Here is a 20,707-nt window from a genome sequence, read left to right as displayed (position 1 = left end):
CGCGAGTGCGCGATGCCGTATTCATGCTGCTTCCTCAAGAATGATGTCTGCGATGCGTTCGGCCGCATCGACCTTGGCCAGTGCACGCGCGGCATGCGCCATCTGCATGCGACCAGCGGGATTGTTGACGAGCGTGCGCAGCACGCCTTCCAGATTGGCTGCCAGTGCGTCGTCCTGCTTGAGCAGTTCAGCGGCACCGCGCTCGACCAGATATTCGGCATTGCGGGTCTGGTGGTCATCGACCGCAGCGGCAAACGGCACCAGCACGCTGCCAATGCCCACTGCGCACAACTCAGCCAGCGTGGATGCGCCTGCGCGGCATACCACCACGTCTGCCCAGTCATAGGCAGCGGCCATGTCACCAATGAAGGCATCAACACGACCGGATACACCGGCATCGCGATAAGCCTGCAAGGCTTCTTCGTGCAGCTTCTCACCGCACTGGTGCCAGACGTCGATGGAAACACTGTCGCCCAGTGCGGCCAGCGCCTTGGGCACGGCATTGTTCAATGCACGCGCGCCCTGGCTACCACCCAGCACCAGCAGGCGCATGGGGCCAGCGCGGCCGACGAGACGTTGTTCCGGCGTCGGCAAGGCGGCAATCTCGGCACGCACCGGATTGCCCACCACTTCTTCCTTGTTACCGGAAAAACTGCCTGGGAAGCCGGTCAGCAGGCGACGTGCGAAGCGCGACAGGATGCGATTGGTCAAGCCCGGCGCACGGTTCTGTTCGTGCACCAGCAACGGCAAACCATGCAGTCGCGCCGCCATTCCACCCGGCCCGGAGGCAAAGCCACCGAAAGCCACCACCGCGCGCGGATTGCGATCACGCAGCACGTAGCCAGCGTCACGAATGGCGCGCAGCACACGCACCGGTGCGCCCAGCAACGCCAGCTTGCCCTTGCCACGCAGGCCGGAAATGGCCAGCGTGTCGATCTGAATTCCATGCTGCGGTACCAAACGGGTTTCCATGGCGCCGTCGGCGCCCAGCCACACCACCGGTACACCGCGCTCACGCAACACCTTGGCCACTGCCAGACCCGGGAAGATATGGCCACCGGTACCGCCGGCCATGATCATCACCGGGCGCGGCGCAGCGTTCTTGGTCAGATTGCTCATGCAATCCTCCCGAAGGTCGGTTCAACCCGCTGCTGCATGCGGCTGGTACCACGCGCGGCGTTGCCCTGCATGGCCGAAGCCACGGCAGTTGCGGTTGGCGTGGCCGCCGGTGCCTGCTCGGCGTCTTCGACCACCGGCTCGATGTCGTCACGGACTTCCTGACGACGCACGGCACGGTTGTATTCGTAGGACACCCGCAGCAGCAACCCCATCGCCACGCAGGTCATCATCACGCTGGACCCACCGGAAGAAATCAGCGGCAGGGTCAGACCCTTGGTCGGAAGAATGCCCAGGTTCACGCCAATCGACACGAAGGTCTGCAGGCTGATCCACAGGGCAATGCCGAAAGCGATGTAGCCCGCAAAGTGGCGGCGCATTTCAATGCAACGCATGCCCAACCAGAACGCACGACCAACCAGCAACACGTACAGGCTGATGATGCCGCACACGCCGATGAAGCCCAGCTCCTCGGCAATCACCGAGAAGATGAAGTCGGTATGCGATTCGGGCAGATAGTTCAGCTTCTGGATTGACGCGCCCAGGCCGACGCCGGTCCACTCACCACGGCCGATGGCCATCAGTGCATTGGACAGCTGATAGCCGGAACCAAGCTGGTCCTGCCACGGATCCATGAACGAGGTGACGCGGCGCATGCGGTACGGCTCGAAGATCACCAGCAGCACCAGCCCCGGCAGCAGCAACAACACCGGCAGGATGATGCGGGTGATCTGGGCGCCGCCCAGCACCAGCATGCAGATGGTGATGCCCAGCAGCAGCATCGACGAACCAAAGTCAGGCTGCATCAGCAGCAGGCCGACCAGCAGGCCGACCACGCCAACCGGCTTCAACATTGCCTGCCAGGTGGCATTGACCTCGTCGCGGAAGCGCACCAGGTAACTGGACAACCAGACGATGTAGAGCACCTTCACCGCTTCCACGGTCTGGAACTTGGACACACCCAGGTTCACCCAGCGGCGGGCGCCATTGACGCTGCTGCCCAGCCCAGGGATGAACACCACGATCAGCAGCGCAAAGCAGCCCAACAGCAGCAGCTGGTTGTACTTCTCGATTTCCTTCAACTCCACCCGCATCGTCACCAGCGCCAGCATCACACCGATGCCGATGAACACCAGGTGGCGGGTGAGGTAGTAGAACGGACTCTGCGTCAGCGCGATGGAGCTGGAAGCCACCATCACGACCCCGATCGAAGCCAAGGTCACGGCGGCGCCCAGCAGCCACTTGTCGTAGCTGCCGCCGATGGCTTCAAGTCGAGTTGCCTGACGCGAGTAGTCGTCCATCAGCGCACCTTCAAGGTTGCCAGGCCGATCAACACGAGCACCACCGAGATGATCCAGAAGCGCACGATCACGCGCGGCTCCGGCCAGCCCTTCAGCTCAAAATGGTGGTGAATGGGTGCCATGCGGAACACACGCTTTCCCGTGAGCTTGAACGAAGCCACCTGGATCATTACCGACAGGGTTTCGATCACGAATACACCGCCCATGATCACCAGCACCAGTTCCTGGCGCACGATCACGGCGATGGTGCCGAGCACGGCGCCCAACGCCAGCGCGCCGACATCGCCCATGAACACCATGGCCGGGTAAGTGTTGAACCACAGGAAGCCCAAGCCCGCGCCAGCGATAGCCGCGCAGATGATGACCAGTTCGCCGGCACCAGGAATCTGAGGAATCTGCAGGTAGCTGGAGAACACCGCGTTGCCCGAGGCGTAGGCGAACACGCCCAGCGCGCAGGCCACCAATACGGTCGGCATGATTGCCAGGCCGTCCAGGCCGTCGGTCAGGTTCACCGCATTGGAGAAGCCGACGATCCAGAAGTAAGCGATAGCTACGAAACTGATGCCTGCCAACGGCAACGCAATCGACTTGAACATCGGGATGTACAGCGTCAACGCTGCCGGCACGTCGGCCGTGTAGAAGAGGAACAAACCCGCGGCCAGACCAAAGATCGACTGCAGCAGGTACTTCCAGCGCGACTTCAAACCGTTCGGATCGCGCTTGGCGATCTTCAACCAGTCGTCGTACCAGCCAATGGCACCGAAGCAGAGCATCACCGCCATCACCACCCAAACGTAACGGTTGCGCAGGTCAGCCCACAGCAGCACCGAGATCAGCACGGTGGTCAGGATCAAACCGCCGCCCATGGTCGGTGTGCCGGCCTTGGAGAAGTGCGATTGCGGGCCGTCCTTGCGGATCGGCTGGCCACCCTTGAGCTGGGCCAGACGACGGATCGCTGCCGGCCCAAGCCACAGCGACAAGCCGAGCGCGGTCAGCGCCGCGAGGATGCCGCGGAAAGTGATGTAGTTGAACAGCCGGAACAGATCGTCCAACTGCTGCAACCAACGGGCCAGTTCAAGCAACATGCATAGTGTCCTCGCCACGCCCCAACAGCGCAGTCACGATCTTGTCCATGGCACTGCCGCGCGAGCCCTTGATCAGGCAACGCACACCAGCATGAAGTTCGGTTTCCAGGGCGGCAGCCAGTGCGGCATGGGAGTCGAAGTGACGCCCACCTTCACCGAACGCCGTTGATGCCGCTTCGCTCAGCGGCCCCAGCGTGTACAGACGCGTGAGCCCGGCTTCGCGCGCACGCTGTCCGGCCTGTGCGTGCAACGCCTGCGCGCCCTCGCCCAGCTCGCGCATGTCGCCCAGCACCAGCCAGCCTTCTTCCTTGGCTGTGGCCAACGCGGTTATCGCAGCGGCCAGGGAACCAGGGTTGGCGTTGTAGCTGTCGTCGATCAGCACCGCACCGTTGATCAGCGTGTGTGCGACCTGACGCCCTGCCACCGGGCGCGCCTGCGCCAGGCCTTCCACGATCAGTGGAAGCGCGATACCAGCAGCCAGCGCCATCGATGCCGCCGCCAATGCATTGAGCACGTTATGGCGGCCCGTCAGATGTACTTCCACCGCTGCCTGGCCGTGCGGCGTGATCAGGGTGAAGTGCGCGCCCTCGGCGCCCAGCACGAGGTTGCCAGCGCGCACATCAGCGCTGTGCTCCAAACCAAAGCGCAGCACCTTGCAACGTGCCGGCGTCCCAATGAAATGTTGTTCGAAGAACGGCGCGAACGCATCGTCGGCATTGATTACCGCCACACCATCTTCCGGCAGTGCTGCGTAGATGGCGCCCTTGGTGGTGGCCACACCCAACAGGCTGCCCATGCGCTCAAGGTGCGCGGCGGCAACGTTGTTGACCAACGCATAGTGCGGGTGCGCGATGTCGGTCAGGTACGCAATGTCACCGGGTTTGCCGGCGCCCATTTCGTATACGGCATAGTCGGCGTCTTCCGGCGCATCGATCACGGCCAGCGGCAGACCGACCTCATTATTGCGGTTGCCCGGCGTGGCATAGACCTGACGATCTTCCACCTGCGCGGCATGTTGCAGGATCGCCAACAACAGGCTCTTGACGCTGGTCTTGCCATTGCTGCCGGTGATGGCAAACACGCGGGTGGCACGGTCGTGCTGCATCGCTGCTGCAATCTTTGCCAGTGCGATTTCGGTATTGGCAACCAGTATCTGCGGCACATCCAGCGACTGCAGCGTGTCCACCAGCAATGCGCTGGCGCCACGGGCTACCGCATTGGCGGCAAACATGTGGCCGTCGAAACGTTCGCCACGCAGCGCCACATACAGACTGCCGGCACTGAGCGTGCGCGTGTCATTGCTGACAGCGTCGACCGCCACGTCGTCACCGTGAATCTCGCCACCGGCCCAGTGGGCGATCAGCGACAGCGGGGCGCGCTTCACAGCCGCACCTCCTGACCGGTGGCGGCGCGCGCCAGCAGCGCGCGCGATGCCACGTCGGTGTCATCGAAAGGATGTTTGATACCTGCAATCTCCTGATAGGGCTCATGGCCCTTGCCGGCAACCAGCACGATGTCGCCAGGGCCTGCCTGCGCAACGGCCGCGCCAATGGCGCGGGCACGGTCACGCTGCACGTTGACCCGGGAGGCATCGGCAAAGCCGGCCATGATGTCGGCGATGATCACATCGCCCTCTTCGCCGCGCGGGTTGTCGTCAGTGACAAACACCACATCGGCCAGTTCTTCGGCAATGGCGGCCATCTGCGGACGTTTGCCGGTGTCGCGTTCGCCACCGCAACCGAACACGCACAGCAGTCGACCATTGAGGTGGCCATGCAGGCTGCGCAGTGCTTGCTCCAGTGCGTCGGGGGTATGTGCGTAATCGATGACCACGGTCGGCTCACCATGGCCGCCAAGGCGATTCATGCGCCCGGCAATCGGCTGCAGCTGGCCCAGCACCTGGGCAATGGTCGCCGCCGATTGGCCCAGACCATGTAGCGCACCGGCGACGGCCAGCAGGTTGTCGACATTGAAGCGGCCCAGCAGCGGTGAACGCAGCGGATGGCGCGCATCGCCGATGAGCAGATCGAAGCCGATGCCCTGCCCGTCCAACAGCAGATTCTCAGCACGAATGCCGGCGCCACTCTGGCCGGTCGAACTCAAGCCAATGGCCTGCACGTCTGCCGCCAGCGTGGCGATCAGTTCACGGCCGAATGCATCATCCAGATTGATCGCCGCAGCCTTCAGGCCCGGGCGCTGGAACAGCTTGGCCTTGGCGGCACCGTAGGCCTCCATGCTGCCGTGGTAATCCAGATGATCGCGGGTGAGGTTGGTGAACACTGCAACGTCGTATTGCACGGCATCCACGCGGCCTTGGTCCAGCGCATGCGAGCTGACTTCCATCGCCACAGCCTTGGCGCCATCATCACGCAGCTGCGCCAATACCTGATGCATCTGCAGCACCAGCGGTGTCGTAAAGCCGGTCGGCACCACATTGCCGTACAGGCCAACGCCAAGCGTGCCAATCGAGCCGCAATGGATTCCCAGCAAATGCCAGGCTTGCGTCAGCAACTGCACCGTCGACGTTTTACCGTTGGTGCCGGTGACACCGACCATGGTCATCGCACGCGACGGATGGCCGTGGAACTGGTCCGCCATCACGCCCATGCGCGAACGCAGGCCGGGCACCGCAATGGCATCCGCCGGAGCAGGCAGTTCAGCCGGCGCAGGCGGATCAAACAACACCGCCACCGCACCGGCTGCCTTGGCCTGTTCGACAAAGCCCAGCCCGTGCGCACCGAAACCGGCAATCGCGACAAAGGCATCGCCCGGACGGACAAAACGCGAATCCAGCACCAAGCCGCTGATCTGCGGATCGTGCGCCAGAGTCAACTCAGGCAGCAGGTTGGACAGCAGCATCGTGCGGCTCACTGGCGCACCTCCGTGGTGGCAGGTACCGGAGCACTGGCAGTAGGCAGCGCGGCATCGAATTCGGCCGTCGCGTCGGGGGTATCGACCGCTTCCTGCGGGATCGGCAGTGGTGCGCGACTGCTGCCCGGCTTACCCCCCACTTTGCCGGCAGCCTGCGCGGCCAGCCATGACTGGATGTCATCCGGCGGCACGTCCATCAAGCGCAGGGTGCCTTCCATCACATGGTGGAAAACCGGGGCGGAAACCAGACCGCCGTACTGCAGCGAACCCTGCGGATCGTTGACCACCACCACTGCAGCAAAACGCGGTGCAGTGGCCGGGACGATGCCGGCAAACAACAGGTTGTAGTGGCCGCGTTCGTAGCCGTTGGGGCCGTTCTTGCGTGCGGTGCCGGTCTTGCCGGCAACGTGGTAACCCAGAATCGCCGCCTGCTTGGCGCCGCCATTGGTGACCACGGTTTCCATCATTCGCACCACTTCCTGGGCCACTTCCGGGTCCAACACCTGGCGCGCTTCGTTGCGCTGGCCCTTGATGAAGGTCGGCTGGATCACGGTGCCACCGTTGGCCAAGGCCGAGTACGCCTGCGCGATCTGCAGCGGCGTCACCGACAGGCCGTAGCCATAGGACATCGTAGTTTTGGTGGTGCCGTACCAGGTAGGGCTGCCCGGCCGCGGCACGACGCCCGACGATTCACCCGGAAAACCGCTGTCCGGCGCCACGCCATACCCGAAGGCACGCACGGTGTCATAGAAGGTCTGGTCCGGAATGCGCGCCACAATCTTGGCCGCGCCGATATTCGAGCTGCGGGTGATCACGCCGGTAACGTTGAGCACGCCGTTGTTACGCGGCACGTCGCGAATGGTGTAGCGGCCCAGCGACATGTAGCCCGGATTGGTGTCGATGACCGTGTCCGGGGTGACCACATGGTTCTGCAGTGCAGTGGCGATGGTCAGCGGTTTCATCGTCGAACCCGGCTCGACCAGATCGGTCACCGCGCGGTTGCGGCGCGTGTCCGGTGTGGCGCCACTGACCGCGTTCGGGTTGTAGGTCGGCAGATTGGCCATGGCCAGCACCTCACCCGTCGCCACGTCCATGACCACGATGGAACCACCGGCGGCCTTGTTCGCAGTGACCGCATTGCGCAGCTCGCGCATGGCCAGAAACTGGATGCGGCGATCAATGCTCAGGGTCAAATCCTTGCCCGGCTCGGCAGGACGCACCTGATCGATGTTTTCAACAATCGCGCCCTTACGGTCGCGGATGACTTTCTTGGCACCAGCTTTGCCGCGCAGCCATTCGTCGAAGGCCAGCTCCAGCCCTTCCTGACCACGGTCGTCGATGTTGGTGAAGCCCAACACGTGCGCCATCGCCTCACCCTGCGGGTAGAAACGACGGAATTCGCGCTGCGAAAACACGCCCGGAATCTTCAGCTCCACGATCTGTTCGGCCACATCCGGATTCATGCGGCGACGCAGGTACATGAACTCCTTGTCGGCCTTCTGCGTGAGCTTGGTGGTCAGCTCGTCCACCGGCAGCCCCAATACCTGCGCAAGCTCTGGGATGCGGTCCGGCGCCTGCAGCAGCTCCTGCGGATTGGCCCAGATCGATGCCACCGGCGTGGACACTGCCACCGGCTCGCCGTTGCGGTCGGTAATCATGCCGCGCGAGGTCGGGATCGGTACTTCACGCAGGTAACGTGCTTCACCCTGGCGCTGGTAGAAATCGCTATCGATCAACTGCACATACGCTGCCCGGCCGACCAGCGTCACCGCACACAGACCCAAACCAATGCCGACCATCATCAGGCGGTTGCCCAGGTCGAACTGGCTGCGGGTGCGATTGCGGCCGGATTTGCTCACGGTCGGATCACCACAATGTCGGCGGCTTCCGGGAATTTCATGCCCAGTCGGCCGCGCGCTTCCTGATCAACGCGCGTGGCTTGCGCCAGCGTCGCCTGCTCCAGCTGCAGCCGGCCGAATTCGATGTTGAGTTCGTCGCGCGCATGCTCAAGCTTGGACAACTCGACAAACAGCTGCCGATGACGATGGCGCATGAACACCACACCGATCGCCGAAGCGATGGTGCAGGCCAGCAGCACGATCAGCAGCAGGCGGCTCATTGCGCACCCTCTTTGGAGGCCCGCTTCTCGGCAACCCGCAACACGGCGCTGCGCGAACGCGGGTTCACTGCCAATTCGTCGTCTTCGGCCTTGATCGCACCGCCAATAAGATCCAACGTCGGCACGAAGACCGTCGCTTCTGGAAAACGACGGTTGGCCGGCGGCGCCTTGGCGTGCCGGTTCATGAATTGCTTGACGATGCGGTCTTCCAGCGAGTGGAAGCTGATCACGGCCAGACGACCACCGGGCTTGAGCCTCGCCATCGCTGCGTCCAGCCCGGCCTCAAGGTCGGCCAGCTCACGATTGATATGGATGCGGATGGCCTGGAAGCTGCGCGTGGCCGGATGAATCTTGTCCTTGCCACGCGGCATCACCGAAGCAATCAGCTCCGCCAGTTCGGCAGTACGCGTAAACGGCTGGGTCGCGCGACGGGCAACGATGGCGCGTGCGATGCGGCGGCTCTGGCGTTCGTCGCCATAGGCCCACAGCACGTCGGCGATTTCGCGGTCTTCGGCACGGTTGAGCCACTGTGCAGCGCTCTCGCCCGAATCCGGGTCCATGCGCATGTCCAGCGGGCCATCCTTGCCGAAACTGAAACCACGTTCGGCCACGTCCAGCTGCGGCGAAGACACGCCCAGGTCGAACAACACGCCATCCAGACCGGCGGCGGTTTCGTCCCAGTTCAACAGGTCGGCAAAGCTGCCGCGACAGATCGCCACACGGCCATCGGGCGCGAAGTCGCGCTCGGCCACGGCGATGGCTTCAGGGTCCTTGTCCATGACCAGCAGACGGCCGTCGGCGCCGAGTTGGCGCAGCACGCCACCAGCATGACCGCCACGGCCGAACGTGCCATCCAGATAGACACCGTTTTCGATCACCCTCAGGCCCGCAAGGACCTGGGTGTACAGCACCGGCAGGTGGCCCGCCGGCGGCTGTGACACCGGAGGGTGACCGGCTTGCGCTTGACCGCGCACCCGGGCACCCCGGCTCACAACTTCAAGTCGAGAAGCCCATCGCCCAGATCCGCGTCAGACAATGTCTGCTGGATCAGTGCGCGATGCGCTTGCTCGCTCCACAATTCGAATTTGTCACCCATGCCCATCAGCACTGCTTTCTTCTCGATACCCACCGCACTGCGGTGACTGGAAGGCAGGCTGATACGGCCGTTTCCATCCAACTCCAGGTGGGCGGCGGAACCGACAAGCTTCTGCTGAAGGGTGCGCACTACGCGCTGGGTATTGGGCTTTGCCATTACATCGTCCCGCACCCGCTCCCACTCCTGCTCTGAGTACAACCACAGGCAACCGGCTTCGAACGGGTTGTAGGTCAGCACAAGACGATTGCCGCTGGCACGCGCAACGAGGTCGCGATAAGCGGTGGGCACCGCCATGCGTCCCTTGTCGTCAACCGTGATGGCCGTCTCGCCCTGAAACACCCGTATGCACCCGTTTGTCTGATTGCGTATGGAAAGTTATTGAACCACGAAAAACCACAAAAAACCCGGTTTTCCCTCTGATGCCCACCTTAGCAGTGGCAAAAAGGTTGTCAACAACTTTCAGCTCGCAAAATCACTATTTGCATCAAGGGTTTGCAGCAATGTTTAGAGACTTGTTCAAGGCTTATCCACAAGTTGCTGTTTCGTCTCAAATTTTGAGATTTCCAAGAAATTCAGCACTGTAGAGACCGCGTGAAAACAGGACCGCAACTACGTCACCATTCAGACTGGGATGGCCGGAAACTGCGCAAGCCGGCACACTTCGCCAATGTGCCTCGTCACCCTTGCCTGGAACTGTCATCCCCGTTGGCGCCTCGCCATGGCGGGCAATCGTGATGAGTTCCACGCGCGCCCCACCGCGTCGTTGCAGCGCTGGCCCAATCCACATGAAGACGTGATTGCCGGACGCGACCTGCGTTCGGGCGGCAGCTGGATGGGGGTAAATGCCCTTGGTCATGCTGCCGTGATCACGAATGTGCGCGACCCGACCGCGCCGACGGGCGGACCCTCGCGGGGCGAGCTGATTACCGGCTACCTGAGCGGCGCACAGGATGCCACCCGCTATACCCGCGCACTGGCTGATCGCGCCGGCGAATTCGCCCCCTTCAATCTGCTTGTTGCCGACGCGGAGAACTGCACCTACCTCGGCAACCACCCGGCCGGCTGGCAGAACCTGCCGCCCGGTGTTCACGGCATGTCCAATGGAAGCCTGGACGCACCATGGCCCAAGACCTTGCGACTGATGCGAGCAATGGAAACGTGGCTGGCGCAGGGCGCAGACGTGCTTGATCCGATCTGGCAGGCGCTGGCGGACGAAACCCGCCCCGCCGATACGACGCTTCCACATACCGGCGTCCCCATGGAACTGGAGCGGCGACTGTCCAGTGCATTCATCCGTGGCACCGACTATGGCACCCGTGCCAGCACAGTGATCCTGATTGATCATGCCGGGCGCGGCTTCATCCACGAACGACGCTTTGGCCCGGAAGGAGTCTTCCAGGGCGAAACCCGAGTGGACATTCCCCGCGACGGGGAGTGAGAAAGGCCGCACGCACCAGCTTTCGATTGCGGGGCTGGGCGAATTCCCAACGGGAAGCAAAAGCCGTCCTCTCCCGCCCCTCCCTTTGCAGGAGATGAGCTGAAAGCCAAGCGGCTCCAGTTGCTCGGAAACAATGCGAAGCAAGCCAACGTAGGCCTGATGGAGCAAAGCTCCGCTGCTCTATTAAAGGAGTGGCATCGACAGCAAGGGAGATTTACAGGCGTAAAGCCTGAACGCCCAAGATTTCGCGCTGCGGAACCTTGGGGCTTCCTCGCCTGGCAGGCGAGGAAAGTGGCGGAGCCGGCCGATAAGCCGGGTTCTGTCGTGAGCAGTCATTCCTCTAGGCGCCACGTCACCGTGACGCTCAAGCAACCTACCCGGACCCGACGCGGGCCACGTCATTAGGTCCCTATTTGGTCTTGCTCCAGGTGGGGTTTGCCGTACCGGTCTGTTGCCAGACTCGCGGTGCGCTCTTACCGCACCATTTCACCCTTACCGGTCTCCCGAAGGAGACTTAGGCGGTATCTTTCTGTTGCACTTTCCGTCGGCTTGCGCCGCCCAGGCGTTACCTGGCACCTTGCCCTGTGGAGCCCGGACTTTCCTCGGCATTCCCGAAGGAATGACGCGACTGCCTGGCCGACTCCGCCGCGCGCATTGTCGCAAATAGAGCGGGAAATAGGGAGCAGAAAGGGGGCTTACCCCCCTCAGCAATGCCGCCACTGCATGCCACCGTTCAGTTCATCAGTTCAAACACCCGCTCCCAACGCAGCGCAGCGACGACGCGCGGCACCACCGGACCAAGACGCTCGCGCGCATTACTGCCCGTACAACGCCTTGCGCGGCGCGCCGCTCAGCTCGGCCGCGAGTTTGGCGGCGGTGGATGGCGGCAGGTGCTCGTTGAGCTTGGTGTACAGACGGCGGCCTTCGGCGATCTTTGCTTCCTCATCGTCACTGGCGCCCTGCACCATCACCACGAATTCACCCTTGCGCTGGTTGTCGTCGGCCAGTACCCGAGCCAACAGCTGTTCCAGCGTCCCATCGAGCACGGTCTCGAACAACTTTGTCAGCTCGCGTGCAATCACCGCCGGGCGTTCGTTGCCGAATGCGCCGCCCATGTCGGCCAGCGATTCGGCGATGCGGTGCGAGGATTCGTAGAACACCAACGTGCCGGTTTCACTCGCCAACCGCTGCAGGCGCTCGCGCCGTGCCGAGGACTTGGCCGGCAGGAAACCTTCAAAGACGAAACGGTCGCTCGGCAGCCCGGCCACGCTCAACGCAGCAATGGCTGCGCAAGCACCCGGGATCGGGCTGACCTTGACGCCCGCCGCGCGCGCGGCACGCACCACGCGGAAACCGGGGTCGCTGACCAAGGGGGTGCCCGCATCGCTTACCACTGCCAGCGATTCGCCGGCCAACAGGCGCGAAACCACGCGCTGCGCCATGGCTTCCTCGTTGTGATCGTGTAGCGCTACCAATGGCTTGCTGATGCCGAAATGCGACAACAGCTGGCCGGTATGGCGCGTGTCTTCGGCACAGATCGCCGCCACCGACCGCAGCACCTCCTGCGCACGCGGGCTCAGATCGGCAAGGTTGCCGATGGGCGTGGCAACAACATACAAGGTGGCGGTAGCGGTACTCATCATCGGCTTTTCCATGGGCAAGGGTAGAATCGTACCGTTTCCCCCGCCCGGCACTGCCGCGCCCTGTCGAACGGATATCAAATGAACAAGTCTGTCGCCGCCCGGATTTCCGCCCTGTCGTTGTCGATGCTGCTGTTCGTGGGCTGTGCCACCACCAGCGTCGCACCCACCAGCTCGCCCGCCCAGCTGGCTGCGATTGCCCTGCTCGAACAAGGCAAGCCGCGCGAAGCAGCCCAGCAGTTGGAAGCCCAAGCCGCACTGGCGCGTGGTGCAGCCAAATCGCTGTTGCTGGCCGATGCGGCCTTCGCCTGGCACGAAGCCGGCGACAACGCGCGTGCCCGCATGCTGATCCCGCAGGTGCAGTCGCGCCAACTCAGCGGCGCCACGCAGCAGCGTTACAACCTGATGTTGGCCGAGCTGGCCCTGGATGAAAAACAGCCGGCCGTGGCCCTGCAGGCGCTGAGCGGTGCCGCTGACCAGCTGCCCGCGCTATTGCAGGCGCGCTGGTATCTGGCACGCGCACAGGCGCTTGAAACCTCCGGCAACGCATTCAATGCTGCAGCCGAACGCGCCCGCGCCGGTGCCCTGCTCAACGGCACCGCGCGCAGCGATAACCAGCGCGCCATCACCCGCCTGCTGGCTGGTATGGACGATGCCACGCTCAGCAGCCGCACCGCGGCACTGCCGGCCGGCGACCCGCTGTACAACCATGCCGGCCGCGCCCTGATTGCACGCGGCCTGCCGTTGCCACGCCCGTTTGACCGCGATGCCGCCTGGCAGCTGGACACCGGCAAGCGTCCACCGGCCGAGGCCGACGGCTACCGCCCGCCGGCAAAGATGGCCGTACTGCTGCCGCTCAGCGGCAACATGGCCACCGCTGCCGCGTCGGTCCGTGATGGCCTGCTGGCTGGCTACTACGCCGAAAACCGTCGCCGTCCGCAGGTCGACTTCATCGACACCCACGGCACCGCCGCGGGCGCCAATGCTGCATACGACAGGGCTGTCGCCTCGGGCGTGGACTTTGTTGTCGGGCCGCTGGGCCGTGAGGAGGTGGATGCGCTGTTCCACCGCGAGCTGCAGGTGCCGCTGCTGGCACTGAACCGTGGCAAGGACACCCCTCCTGCCGGCAGTGCCGCCTTCTCGCTGGCGCCGGAAGACGACGGCATCATGGCCGCCGAATACCTGTTGAGCCGCGAACGCGGCAACGTATTGGTGATCGCCAGCAACGACGACGCTGGCCGCCGCGCCAGCAACGCCTTCAAGGAGCGCTTCGCCGAGCGCGGCGGCAAGGTCGCCGCCAGCATCAACGTCGGCGATGCACCGGGCGACATTGGTGCACAGCTCCGTCAGGTCAACGGCGCCGATGCGGTGTTTCTGGCGGTCAAGGGCAACCAAGCGCGTGCACTGGCACCGCAGCTGGCACTGGCCGGTCTGTCGGCAGTGAGCCGCGTGGGCACCTCGCAGCTGACCAACAACACCGGCAAGGCCGAAGAAGACACCGCGCTGGACGGCATTGTTTATCCGAGCGAAGCCTGGACCACGCGGGACGTTGCCGGCCTGCCTGCCGCCAGCAGCGTTGCCGGTACGTTGGCTACCGCACGCGGCGGCGCCGCACGGCTGTTTGCCTTCGGTTTCGATGCGTGGAAGATCACCGCCTATCTGGAAAAGATGGCCAACAGCACCAGCGGCGGCCTGCTCGGCGCGACCGGCTCGCTGCACCTGGACGGCTTTGGCAATGTGCTGCGCACGCCGGCATGGTCCACCTTCAGCGGCGGCCGCCCGACATCGATCGGTGATGGCCGCTGATTCACTGCAGCGCGGCGCGGCGGTCGAAAGCGCCGCCCGCGCGCACCTGGAAGCCGGCGGTCTGCGCTGGCTGGCCGCCAATGTGCGTTTCCGTGGCGGCGAGCTGGACTTGGTAATGCGTGACCCGGCCAACGACACGTTGGTGTTCGTCGAAGTGCGCTACCGACGCTCAGCGGCATTTGGCGGCGGCGCGGCATCGGTGGATGTGAGCAAACGCCGCAAGCTGGTGCACGCCGCACAGTTGTATCTGGCCAGTAACCCCCGCTTCGCCAATGCGCCTTGCCGCTTCGACGTGGTCGAAGCCAGCGGCGAGCCACCACGCCTGCATTGGATAACCGACGCCTTCCGCGCTGACGACTGCTGATGCCCAGTATTTTTACCCATGCCGCGGTTCCCCTTGCGCTGTGGTGCGCCAGCGAGCGCGGCCGTATCTCACCGCACTTGCTCGGCGCCGGCGTGGCTGCTGCGATGCTGCCCGATGCCGACGTACTGGCGTTCGCGCTGCACATTCCCTATGCCGATGCCTTCGGCCACCGGGGCGCCAGCCATTCATTGTTGTTCTCAACAGTGTTGGCGCTACTGGCGGTGTTGCTGGCGCGACCATTGCGGGCCACGCGCGTGCAGGCGGCGGCGTTTGTATTCGTTTGCGCGCTATCGCATCCACTGCTCGATGCATTCACCTCCGGCGGGCTCGGCGTGGCCTTGTGGTGGCCATGGAGCGACACCCGTCTGTTCGCGCCGTGGCGGCCGATCCGCGTGTCGCCGTTTGCCAACAATTTCTTCAGCGCACGCGGCCTGCAGACCGTTCTCTCGGAACTGCGCTGGGTGTGGCTGCCACTGTTCTTGTGCGTGCTGGGCTGGAAGGCAATCCAGCACCGCGCGCCGGTTGACTTCCAACGCCCATGACTGCCCTGCCCGATGCATTCAACCAGACCCTGTCGAAGCTGCTGGGCGATGACTGGCGTACCGACACCACGGCATTGGAAGCACACGCACAGGACAATTCCTGGCGCCACGCGCTGCCGCAAGGCGTCGCGCTGCCAAGCACCCGCGAGCAGGTACAGGCCATCGTCCGCGCCTGTCGTGAACACGGCGTGCCGCTGGTCGGGCGTGGTGCCGGCACCGGCACCACCGGCGCAGCAGTGCCCACCGCTGGCGGTGTGGTGGTCTCGTTCGCACGCATGAACCGCATCGTTGATATCCGCGCCGGCGACCGCTGCGCCGTGGTTGAACCGGGCGTGTTCAATGGTGATCTGCAACACGCACTGATGCCGCACGGATTGTTCTGGCCACCGGATCCTTCCAGTGCCGACATCTGCAGCATCGGCGGCAACCTGGCCTGTAACGCAGGCGGCCCGCGCGCGGTGAAATACGGCACCAGCCGCGACAACGTGCTGGGCTTGGTCGCCGTCACCGGTACCGGCGAGCTGATCCAATGCGGCGGTGCCTACACCAAGGACGCCACCGGGTTTGATCTCACCCATCTGATCGTGGGCAGCGAAGGCACGCTGGCACTGATCGTCGAGGCGACGCTCAAGCTGGCACCGCGCCCCCGCGCGCAGGCCGGGCTACGCGTGCTGTACCGGGATGCGGCGGCAGCGGCGGCAGCGGTATCGCGGGTGATGGCGCAACCGGTCACGCCGACCATGCTCGAATTCATGGACGCGCGCAGCCTGGAGCTGCTGCGACGCAATGGCGCGCAGGTGCCGGACGCTGGTGCGATGTTGCTGATCGAAGCCGATGGCGACGATGACACCCTGCCCTATCTGCTCAATGCATTGGCCCAAGCCGCCGAAGGCGACGGCATGCTGGAGCTGGATGTCGCCACCGATGGCAGCGCGCGCGACAAGTTGTGGGCAGCGCGCCGTGCGCTGTCGCCCGCGCTGAAAAGTATCGCGCCGGGCAAGATCAACGAAGACGTTGTCGTGCCGGTATCACGCATACCCGAACTGGTTGAAGGCGTGCAGCAGTTGTCGGCCGACGCCAACCTGCCCATCGTCACCTTCGGCCATGCAGGCAACGGCAACCTGCACGTCAACATCCTCTACCACCCGGATGACGCCGACGAGAATGCACGCGCGCATGCGGCGCTGCCCAAGGTGTTCGCGCTGGCGCTGGGATTGGGTGGCACGTTGTCCGGCGAACATGGCATTGGTCTGGCCAAGCGCGATTTCATGACGCAGGCGTTTTCCGCCAGCACCCTGGATGCGATGCATGCAATCAAGCAGGCGCTGGACCCGGACGGCATCCTCAATCCGGGTAAGGTATTGCCGCCAAGGGCCACGTAAGCGCGAGTTTCATCCTGCTTGCCTGCATGATTCCGCGATGCGTGGAAAAACACCCTCTCACGCCGGAGTTTCAGCGTAGCGGCAGGACAACAGCGCCTTGACCAGGAAGTCGACCTGCATGGCTTCGCGCGCATCCACCCACATCACCGGCAAACGGTGACCGGCAGCGGAAAGTCCGTCGCGTAACGCCGCGAAAGCGAAAGCGGGATCGCGATCCTGGCAGGTGACACCTACTGCGAAACAGGCATCCGGTGCCAATGCGCGGAAGCGTTCGAGCAGAGCCAGCGTGCTCGGCAGTGCGCGCGGATTGAGTGTGCTCACCAGCACGATGACGCCGATGGCACCTTCGGCCACGATGGGCCACATGAAATCCAGGTAAGCCTGCCCGGGCACACCGTAGACATGCAGCAACTCACCATCGCCCAGTTCGATGGAGCTGTAATCCAGCGCCACCGTGGTGTGCGATTTGCCCTGCGATACGTGCAGCGCATCTTCGTCGCTGATCGGCATTTCGGTGCTGATCGGTTCCATGTCCGAGACCGACCGGATGGCGGTCGTCTTTCCCGCACCCATTTCGCCGACGAAAACCAGCTTGGTCGCCATATGTCAGACCTGAAGCCCTTTGATTGGCATCACTGCAACACGCCCGGACACCGGCATCCAATCACGTCAATCCAGATACGAATGCACGCATCAGAGTGATCGGACAGGAACGTGCAAGTACTTCAAACGCATCGCTGCCCGGTGCGCGGGCAGCGGTGCGCCAACCATTACTTGAAATCGAGCGTCTGTTCGAACGATTTCAGCTCGTGGCGGGCGAGCGCCAGATTGGCTCGGGAACGGTCAAGCACTACATACAGGAACAGGTCCTGGTTGCTCTCCAGGGGGCGTATCAGGTGGTACTGCTTGGACAACGTGATCAGGATGTCCTCGATGCTGTCGGACAGGCCCAACGACGCGGCGACGCGGCGCTTTGCACGCACCACCTCGGTGTTGCCGGCCGCAGCGACTTCCAGGTTGATCGGGCCGCCCCCCAGCATGCCCAACGCCATGCCACTGTCACTGTCCACCAGCGCTGCACCGACGAAACCAGCAATCTCATTGAGCTTTTCCAGCTTGACGTTTCCAGCCATGACTTTCTCCATGCACTCGTTTGTTGTCTTGCCAGGATGCGTCGCCATGCCGCGGCGCGGAATGGGCAGAACGCATATGTAGTCGAACCTCCCCCCTCGACCCGGGTCTGTCGCATGGCAATCGGGCAACCTGCAGCCCCGCTGCCCTGCAACAGGATTTACAGCAGTAGTCCGATGCGGCCTGCAGCGTCTCGGGCCGCATACAACAAGATTGCAAGCGAGGTATCGGCATGCCCCAATGCCGCCAATGTGTACGGCCGTCCTGCGGCCACGCGCACCAGCACCATGCTCCCCTGCGAAGTGGACATCGTCACGTAATCGGCCGTGCTCAGGCCGAGCTCGCGCGACAAGGTTTCACCCAACGTAAGAAAGGAGCTGCTCATCGCCGAAAGGCGGCGCGGATCGAGACTGTTGAAGCACCGATGGGCCACGGAGCGGCCGTCACCGGTGGATACCAGCAACATTGAAATCCCCGTGCTACGGGAAAGGACGACATCAAGTGCAGCTTCCAATGCCAAGGTGTCAACCGACACCAAAGGTGCGCTGGCATCTCCGATCTTCGCCCGGACCTTTTCCCGCGTCGCCGTTTCCACTACCAAGCCCCCTGCTTGCCGTCACGGATGCGGACCCCTGCATCAAAAGCGCGACCTATCACGGATGGAATGCTGAAACTGAGTGGACGATGTGGTGTTGAATCCAGCGCCGTGCGGACGGGATGTCTCTAGTGACCTGCTGCAGAAAAATGGTCGAAGCCCAACCGCGATGTCGCCAACACCGTGCCCTCCCCGTTGACCAGCCGAACCCCACTACCGGCCCGAATATAGCCAATACGCGCCACCCGAACTGCAACGGACGCCATGCTTTCGAACACTTGCTCGCGTTGCGATGCAGGCGCGGTGAAGCACAACTCGTAGTCGTCGCCCGCGCTGACGCGCAACGTGCGGAACATTTCAGCCTCACCGGCCTGCGCTGCCATCTGCGACATCGGCAGCTCATCTTCGAGGATTTCAGCAGCCACCTGGCTGCGTTCGCAGATGTGGCCCAGGTCCGCCAACAAGCCATCGGACACATCAATGGCTGCGGTCGCAAGACCACGCAGGGCCAACCCTGCCGCCAGCCGGGGCGTGGGCCGCGCCAGACGACAACGCAGATGCTCAAGCGCGGCATCACTGGCCGACCCACTCACCTGCAAGCGTTGCTGCTGCCATAACGCCAACGCCACGCCGGCTTCGCCCGGCACGCCAGTCACCCACACGTCGTCACCGGGCTGGGCGCCATCACGGCGCAATGCCTGGCCTGCTGGCACATGGCCCATGGCGGTGATCGAGATCGACAACGGACCGCGCGTGGTATCGCCGCCAATCAAAGCCATGCCGTGCGGGTCGGCCAGTTGGAAGAAGCCGTCCGCGAATGCGTCCACCCATGCCGGTGATGCTTCGGGCAGTGACAGGGACAACGTGCACCATGCCGGTGCGGCGCCCATCGCGGCCAGATCGGAAAGATTCACCGCCAACGCTTTCCAGCCGATGTCAGCGGGTGGTGTTTCCGTCGGGAAATGCACGCCGCTGTTGAGCGTGTCGGCGGTGACCACCAACTGCTGGCCGGGAGGTATCTGCAGCAACGCGGCATCATCGCCGATGCCCAGCACGACGTCCGCCCGCCCACCTGCGCGGCGGCGGATGCGCTCGATCAAACCAAACTCATCAAGGCTCATGCACAGGCCTCCCTGAAACAACAACGCCGGAGCCGATCATGCCGGCCCCGGCGCAGTGATGAAGACAACGGGGCAGCAATCACCGCCCGCCCGGGCTCAGTGGCCCGATTCGGTCTTGCGCCATTCCACCGCAGCGCGGTCCAGCACACCGTTGACATAGGTGTGGCCGTGCTCGGAACCAAAACGCTTGGCGGTTTCGATGGCCTCGTTGATCACCACGCGGTACGGCACATCCTGGCGGAAACGCAGCTCATAGGCGGCCACGCGCAATACCGCGCGTTCAATGGCGTCCACTTCTTCCACGCCACGGTCAACGAACGGGGCCAGTGCCTCGTCGAGATCACGACGGTTGTCGAGCACGCCACGCAGCAGGCTCTCGAAATACGTCAAGTCGGCAATTTCATGCGCCTGCTCGTGAGCGAACTGAGCCAGCAACGATTCGGCGTTGCCACCCGAAATCTGCCAGGCGTAGATCGCCTGCAGGGCACGACGACGGGCGCGCGAGCGCAGCACCGGGTCCACGCCATCGCGACGGACCGGCTTTCCGGCAGGCTTGCCGTTGTTCTTGTTGTTCATGGCAACTGCTCCAGAAGATTGACCATTTCCAAGGCCGCCAAAGCGGCCTCCTCACCTTTGTTGCCGTGGCTGCCGCCTGCGCGGGCCTCGGCATCTTCCACCCGTTCCACCGCCAGCACGCCATTGAGCACCGGCACACCAAAATCCAGCTGCGCGCGCATCAGGCCCTCGGCACAGCGGTCGGCGACGTGCTCGTAGTGGCGGGTGTCGCCACGGATCACACAGCCCAGGGTGATGATGGCTGCGTGCTGCCCGGCAGCGGCCAAACGGGCCGCCACCAGCGGGATTTCCCACGCACCGGGAACACGCACCACGTCGATGGCGTCCTCGCCGATGCCGTTACCGGCCAGGCTCTGGCGCGCACCGGTCACCATCACATCGGTGATGCGGGCGTTCCAGCGGCTGGCGATGATGGCAAAACGGGCCGGACCGGCCGGGCGGAGGTCGCCTTCGTAGTGGCTCATGGGGTGTGGGGGGATCCTGAGGGTGGGTAAGTTTAACGTGCGCGAGCGGCGGGGGCGGGG

General features: G+C 63.9%; 21 protein-coding genes and 1 other RNA gene. 5 read left to right on the top strand and 17 right to left on the bottom strand.

Going from position 1 to position 20,707, the window contains the following annotated elements; translation table 11 throughout:
• Positions 1-21: 21 nt before the first annotated feature.
• From murG to mraZ, 9 genes are read right to left on the bottom strand one after another with little or no spacing between them, the layout of a single operon-like run.
• Positions 22-1,119, bottom strand: coding sequence for an undecaprenyldiphospho-muramoylpentapeptide beta-N-acetylglucosaminyltransferase (gene murG / locus PAN08_RS03475; RefSeq protein ID WP_269790152.1), 1,098 nt, complete (start codon positions 1,117-1,119; stop codon positions 22-24).
• On the bottom strand, positions 1,116-2,417 hold the full coding sequence (gene ftsW / locus PAN08_RS03470) for a putative lipid II flippase FtsW (protein ID WP_269790151.1): 1,302 nt from the start codon (positions 2,415-2,417) through the stop codon (positions 1,116-1,118). The genes murG and ftsW overlap by 4 nt, the downstream gene beginning before the upstream one ends.
• On the bottom strand, positions 2,417-3,502 hold the full coding sequence (gene mraY, locus PAN08_RS03465; RefSeq protein ID WP_057633390.1) for a phospho-N-acetylmuramoyl-pentapeptide-transferase: 1,086 nt from the start codon (positions 3,500-3,502) through the stop codon (positions 2,417-2,419). The genes ftsW and mraY overlap by 1 nt, the downstream gene beginning before the upstream one ends.
• On the bottom strand, positions 3,492-4,886 hold the full coding sequence (gene murF, locus PAN08_RS03460; RefSeq protein WP_269790150.1) for a UDP-N-acetylmuramoyl-tripeptide--D-alanyl-D-alanine ligase: 1,395 nt from the start codon (positions 4,884-4,886) through the stop codon (positions 3,492-3,494). The genes mraY and murF overlap by 11 nt, the downstream gene beginning before the upstream one ends.
• A complete protein-coding gene (locus PAN08_RS03455; protein WP_269790149.1) occupies positions 4,883-6,373 on the bottom strand; it encodes a UDP-N-acetylmuramoyl-L-alanyl-D-glutamate--2,6-diaminopimelate ligase in 1,491 nt (496 codons plus the stop codon). Before PAN08_RS03455 ends, murF begins: the two co-directional genes overlap by 4 nt.
• A complete protein-coding gene (locus tag PAN08_RS03450; protein ID WP_269791153.1) occupies positions 6,370-8,175 on the bottom strand; it encodes a penicillin-binding protein 2 in 1,806 nt (601 codons plus the stop codon). The genes PAN08_RS03455 and PAN08_RS03450 overlap by 4 nt, the downstream gene beginning before the upstream one ends.
• Before the next feature lie 53 nt (positions 8,176-8,228).
• Entirely contained in the window at positions 8,229-8,492 is a 264-nt protein-coding gene (gene ftsL / locus PAN08_RS03445) for a cell division protein FtsL (protein ID WP_057633384.1), read from the bottom strand.
• Entirely contained in the window at positions 8,489-9,466 is a 978-nt protein-coding gene (gene rsmH / locus PAN08_RS03440) for a 16S rRNA (cytosine(1402)-N(4))-methyltransferase RsmH (protein ID WP_269790148.1), read from the bottom strand. Before rsmH ends, ftsL begins: the two co-directional genes overlap by 4 nt.
• A 14-nt stretch (positions 9,467-9,480) precedes the next feature.
• Positions 9,481-9,927 (bottom strand): division/cell wall cluster transcriptional repressor MraZ, encoded by a 447-nt coding sequence (gene mraZ / locus PAN08_RS03435; protein WP_057633381.1) that lies wholly within the window; start codon positions 9,925-9,927, stop codon positions 9,481-9,483.
• A gap of 328 nt (positions 9,928-10,255) precedes the next feature.
• Here mraZ and PAN08_RS03430 point away from each other — a divergent pair, with 328 nt between their 5' ends.
• Positions 10,256-11,026, top strand: a complete 771-nt coding sequence (locus tag PAN08_RS03430) for an NRDE family protein (protein WP_269790147.1) — start codon at positions 10,256-10,258, stop codon at positions 11,024-11,026.
• Positions 11,027-11,318: 292 nt separating this feature from the next.
• Here PAN08_RS03430 and rnpB read toward each other — a convergent pair.
• Both rnpB and rsmI read right to left on the bottom strand, forming a co-directional pair.
• Positions 11,319-11,670, bottom strand: an RNA gene (gene rnpB / locus PAN08_RS03425) — RNase P RNA component class A.
• A gap of 171 nt (positions 11,671-11,841) precedes the next feature.
• Positions 11,842-12,666: a 16S rRNA (cytidine(1402)-2'-O)-methyltransferase gene (rsmI, locus tag PAN08_RS03420; protein ID WP_269790146.1), complete on the bottom strand. Its 825-nt coding sequence runs from the start codon at positions 12,664-12,666 to the stop codon at positions 11,842-11,844.
• A gap of 81 nt (positions 12,667-12,747) precedes the next feature.
• On the opposite strand from rsmI, the gene PAN08_RS03415 reads away from it, so the two are divergent.
• Genes PAN08_RS03415 through PAN08_RS03400 form a run of 4 tightly spaced genes read left to right on the top strand, consistent with a single transcriptional unit; the run spans position 12,748 to position 16,760 of the window.
• Positions 12,748-14,472: a penicillin-binding protein activator gene (locus PAN08_RS03415; protein ID WP_269790145.1), complete on the top strand. Its 1,725-nt coding sequence runs from the start codon at positions 12,748-12,750 to the stop codon at positions 14,470-14,472.
• Complete coding sequence (locus PAN08_RS03410) at positions 14,462-14,836, top strand: YraN family protein (protein ID WP_269790144.1); 375 nt, start codon at positions 14,462-14,464, stop codon at positions 14,834-14,836. The genes PAN08_RS03415 and PAN08_RS03410 overlap by 11 nt, the downstream gene beginning before the upstream one ends.
• Entirely contained in the window at positions 14,836-15,378 is a 543-nt protein-coding gene (locus PAN08_RS03405) for a metal-dependent hydrolase (protein ID WP_269790143.1), read from the top strand. Before PAN08_RS03410 ends, PAN08_RS03405 begins: the two co-directional genes overlap by 1 nt.
• Positions 15,375-16,760, top strand: a complete 1,386-nt coding sequence (locus PAN08_RS03400) for an FAD-linked oxidase C-terminal domain-containing protein (RefSeq protein WP_269790142.1) — start codon at positions 15,375-15,377, stop codon at positions 16,758-16,760. The genes PAN08_RS03405 and PAN08_RS03400 overlap by 4 nt, the downstream gene beginning before the upstream one ends.
• A 57-nt stretch (positions 16,761-16,817) precedes the next feature.
• On the opposite strand, the gene PAN08_RS03395 is transcribed toward PAN08_RS03400, so the two are convergent.
• The 6 genes from PAN08_RS03395 to ribH all read right to left on the bottom strand — a co-directional run bounded on the left by PAN08_RS03395 (position 16,818) and on the right by ribH (position 20,647).
• Entirely contained in the window at positions 16,818-17,363 is a 546-nt protein-coding gene (locus tag PAN08_RS03395) for a GTPase (protein WP_269790141.1), read from the bottom strand.
• Positions 17,364-17,530: 167 nt separating this feature from the next.
• On the bottom strand, positions 17,531-17,893 hold the full coding sequence (locus PAN08_RS03390; RefSeq protein ID WP_269790140.1) for a roadblock/LC7 domain-containing protein: 363 nt from the start codon (positions 17,891-17,893) through the stop codon (positions 17,531-17,533).
• 158 nt (positions 17,894-18,051) lie between these two features.
• Complete coding sequence (locus tag PAN08_RS03385; protein WP_269790139.1) at positions 18,052-18,426, bottom strand: roadblock/LC7 domain-containing protein; 375 nt, start codon at positions 18,424-18,426, stop codon at positions 18,052-18,054.
• A 188-nt stretch (positions 18,427-18,614) separates the two neighbouring features.
• Complete coding sequence (thiL, locus tag PAN08_RS03380) at positions 18,615-19,607, bottom strand: thiamine-phosphate kinase (RefSeq protein WP_269790138.1); 993 nt, start codon at positions 19,605-19,607, stop codon at positions 18,615-18,617.
• 96 nt (positions 19,608-19,703) lie between these two features.
• Entirely contained in the window at positions 19,704-20,183 is a 480-nt protein-coding gene (gene nusB / locus PAN08_RS03375; protein WP_269790137.1) for a transcription antitermination factor NusB, read from the bottom strand.
• Entirely contained in the window at positions 20,180-20,647 is a 468-nt protein-coding gene (gene ribH / locus PAN08_RS03370; RefSeq protein WP_269790136.1) for a 6,7-dimethyl-8-ribityllumazine synthase, read from the bottom strand. The genes nusB and ribH overlap by 4 nt, the downstream gene beginning before the upstream one ends.
• Between the last annotated feature and the right edge of the window lie 60 nt (positions 20,648-20,707).

It is taken from the genome of Stenotrophomonas sp. Iso1, assembly GCF_027497995.1.
Taxonomy (GTDB): domain Bacteria; phylum Pseudomonadota; class Gammaproteobacteria; order Xanthomonadales; family Xanthomonadaceae; genus Stenotrophomonas.
This window is presented reverse-complemented; position numbering and strand designations above follow the sequence as displayed.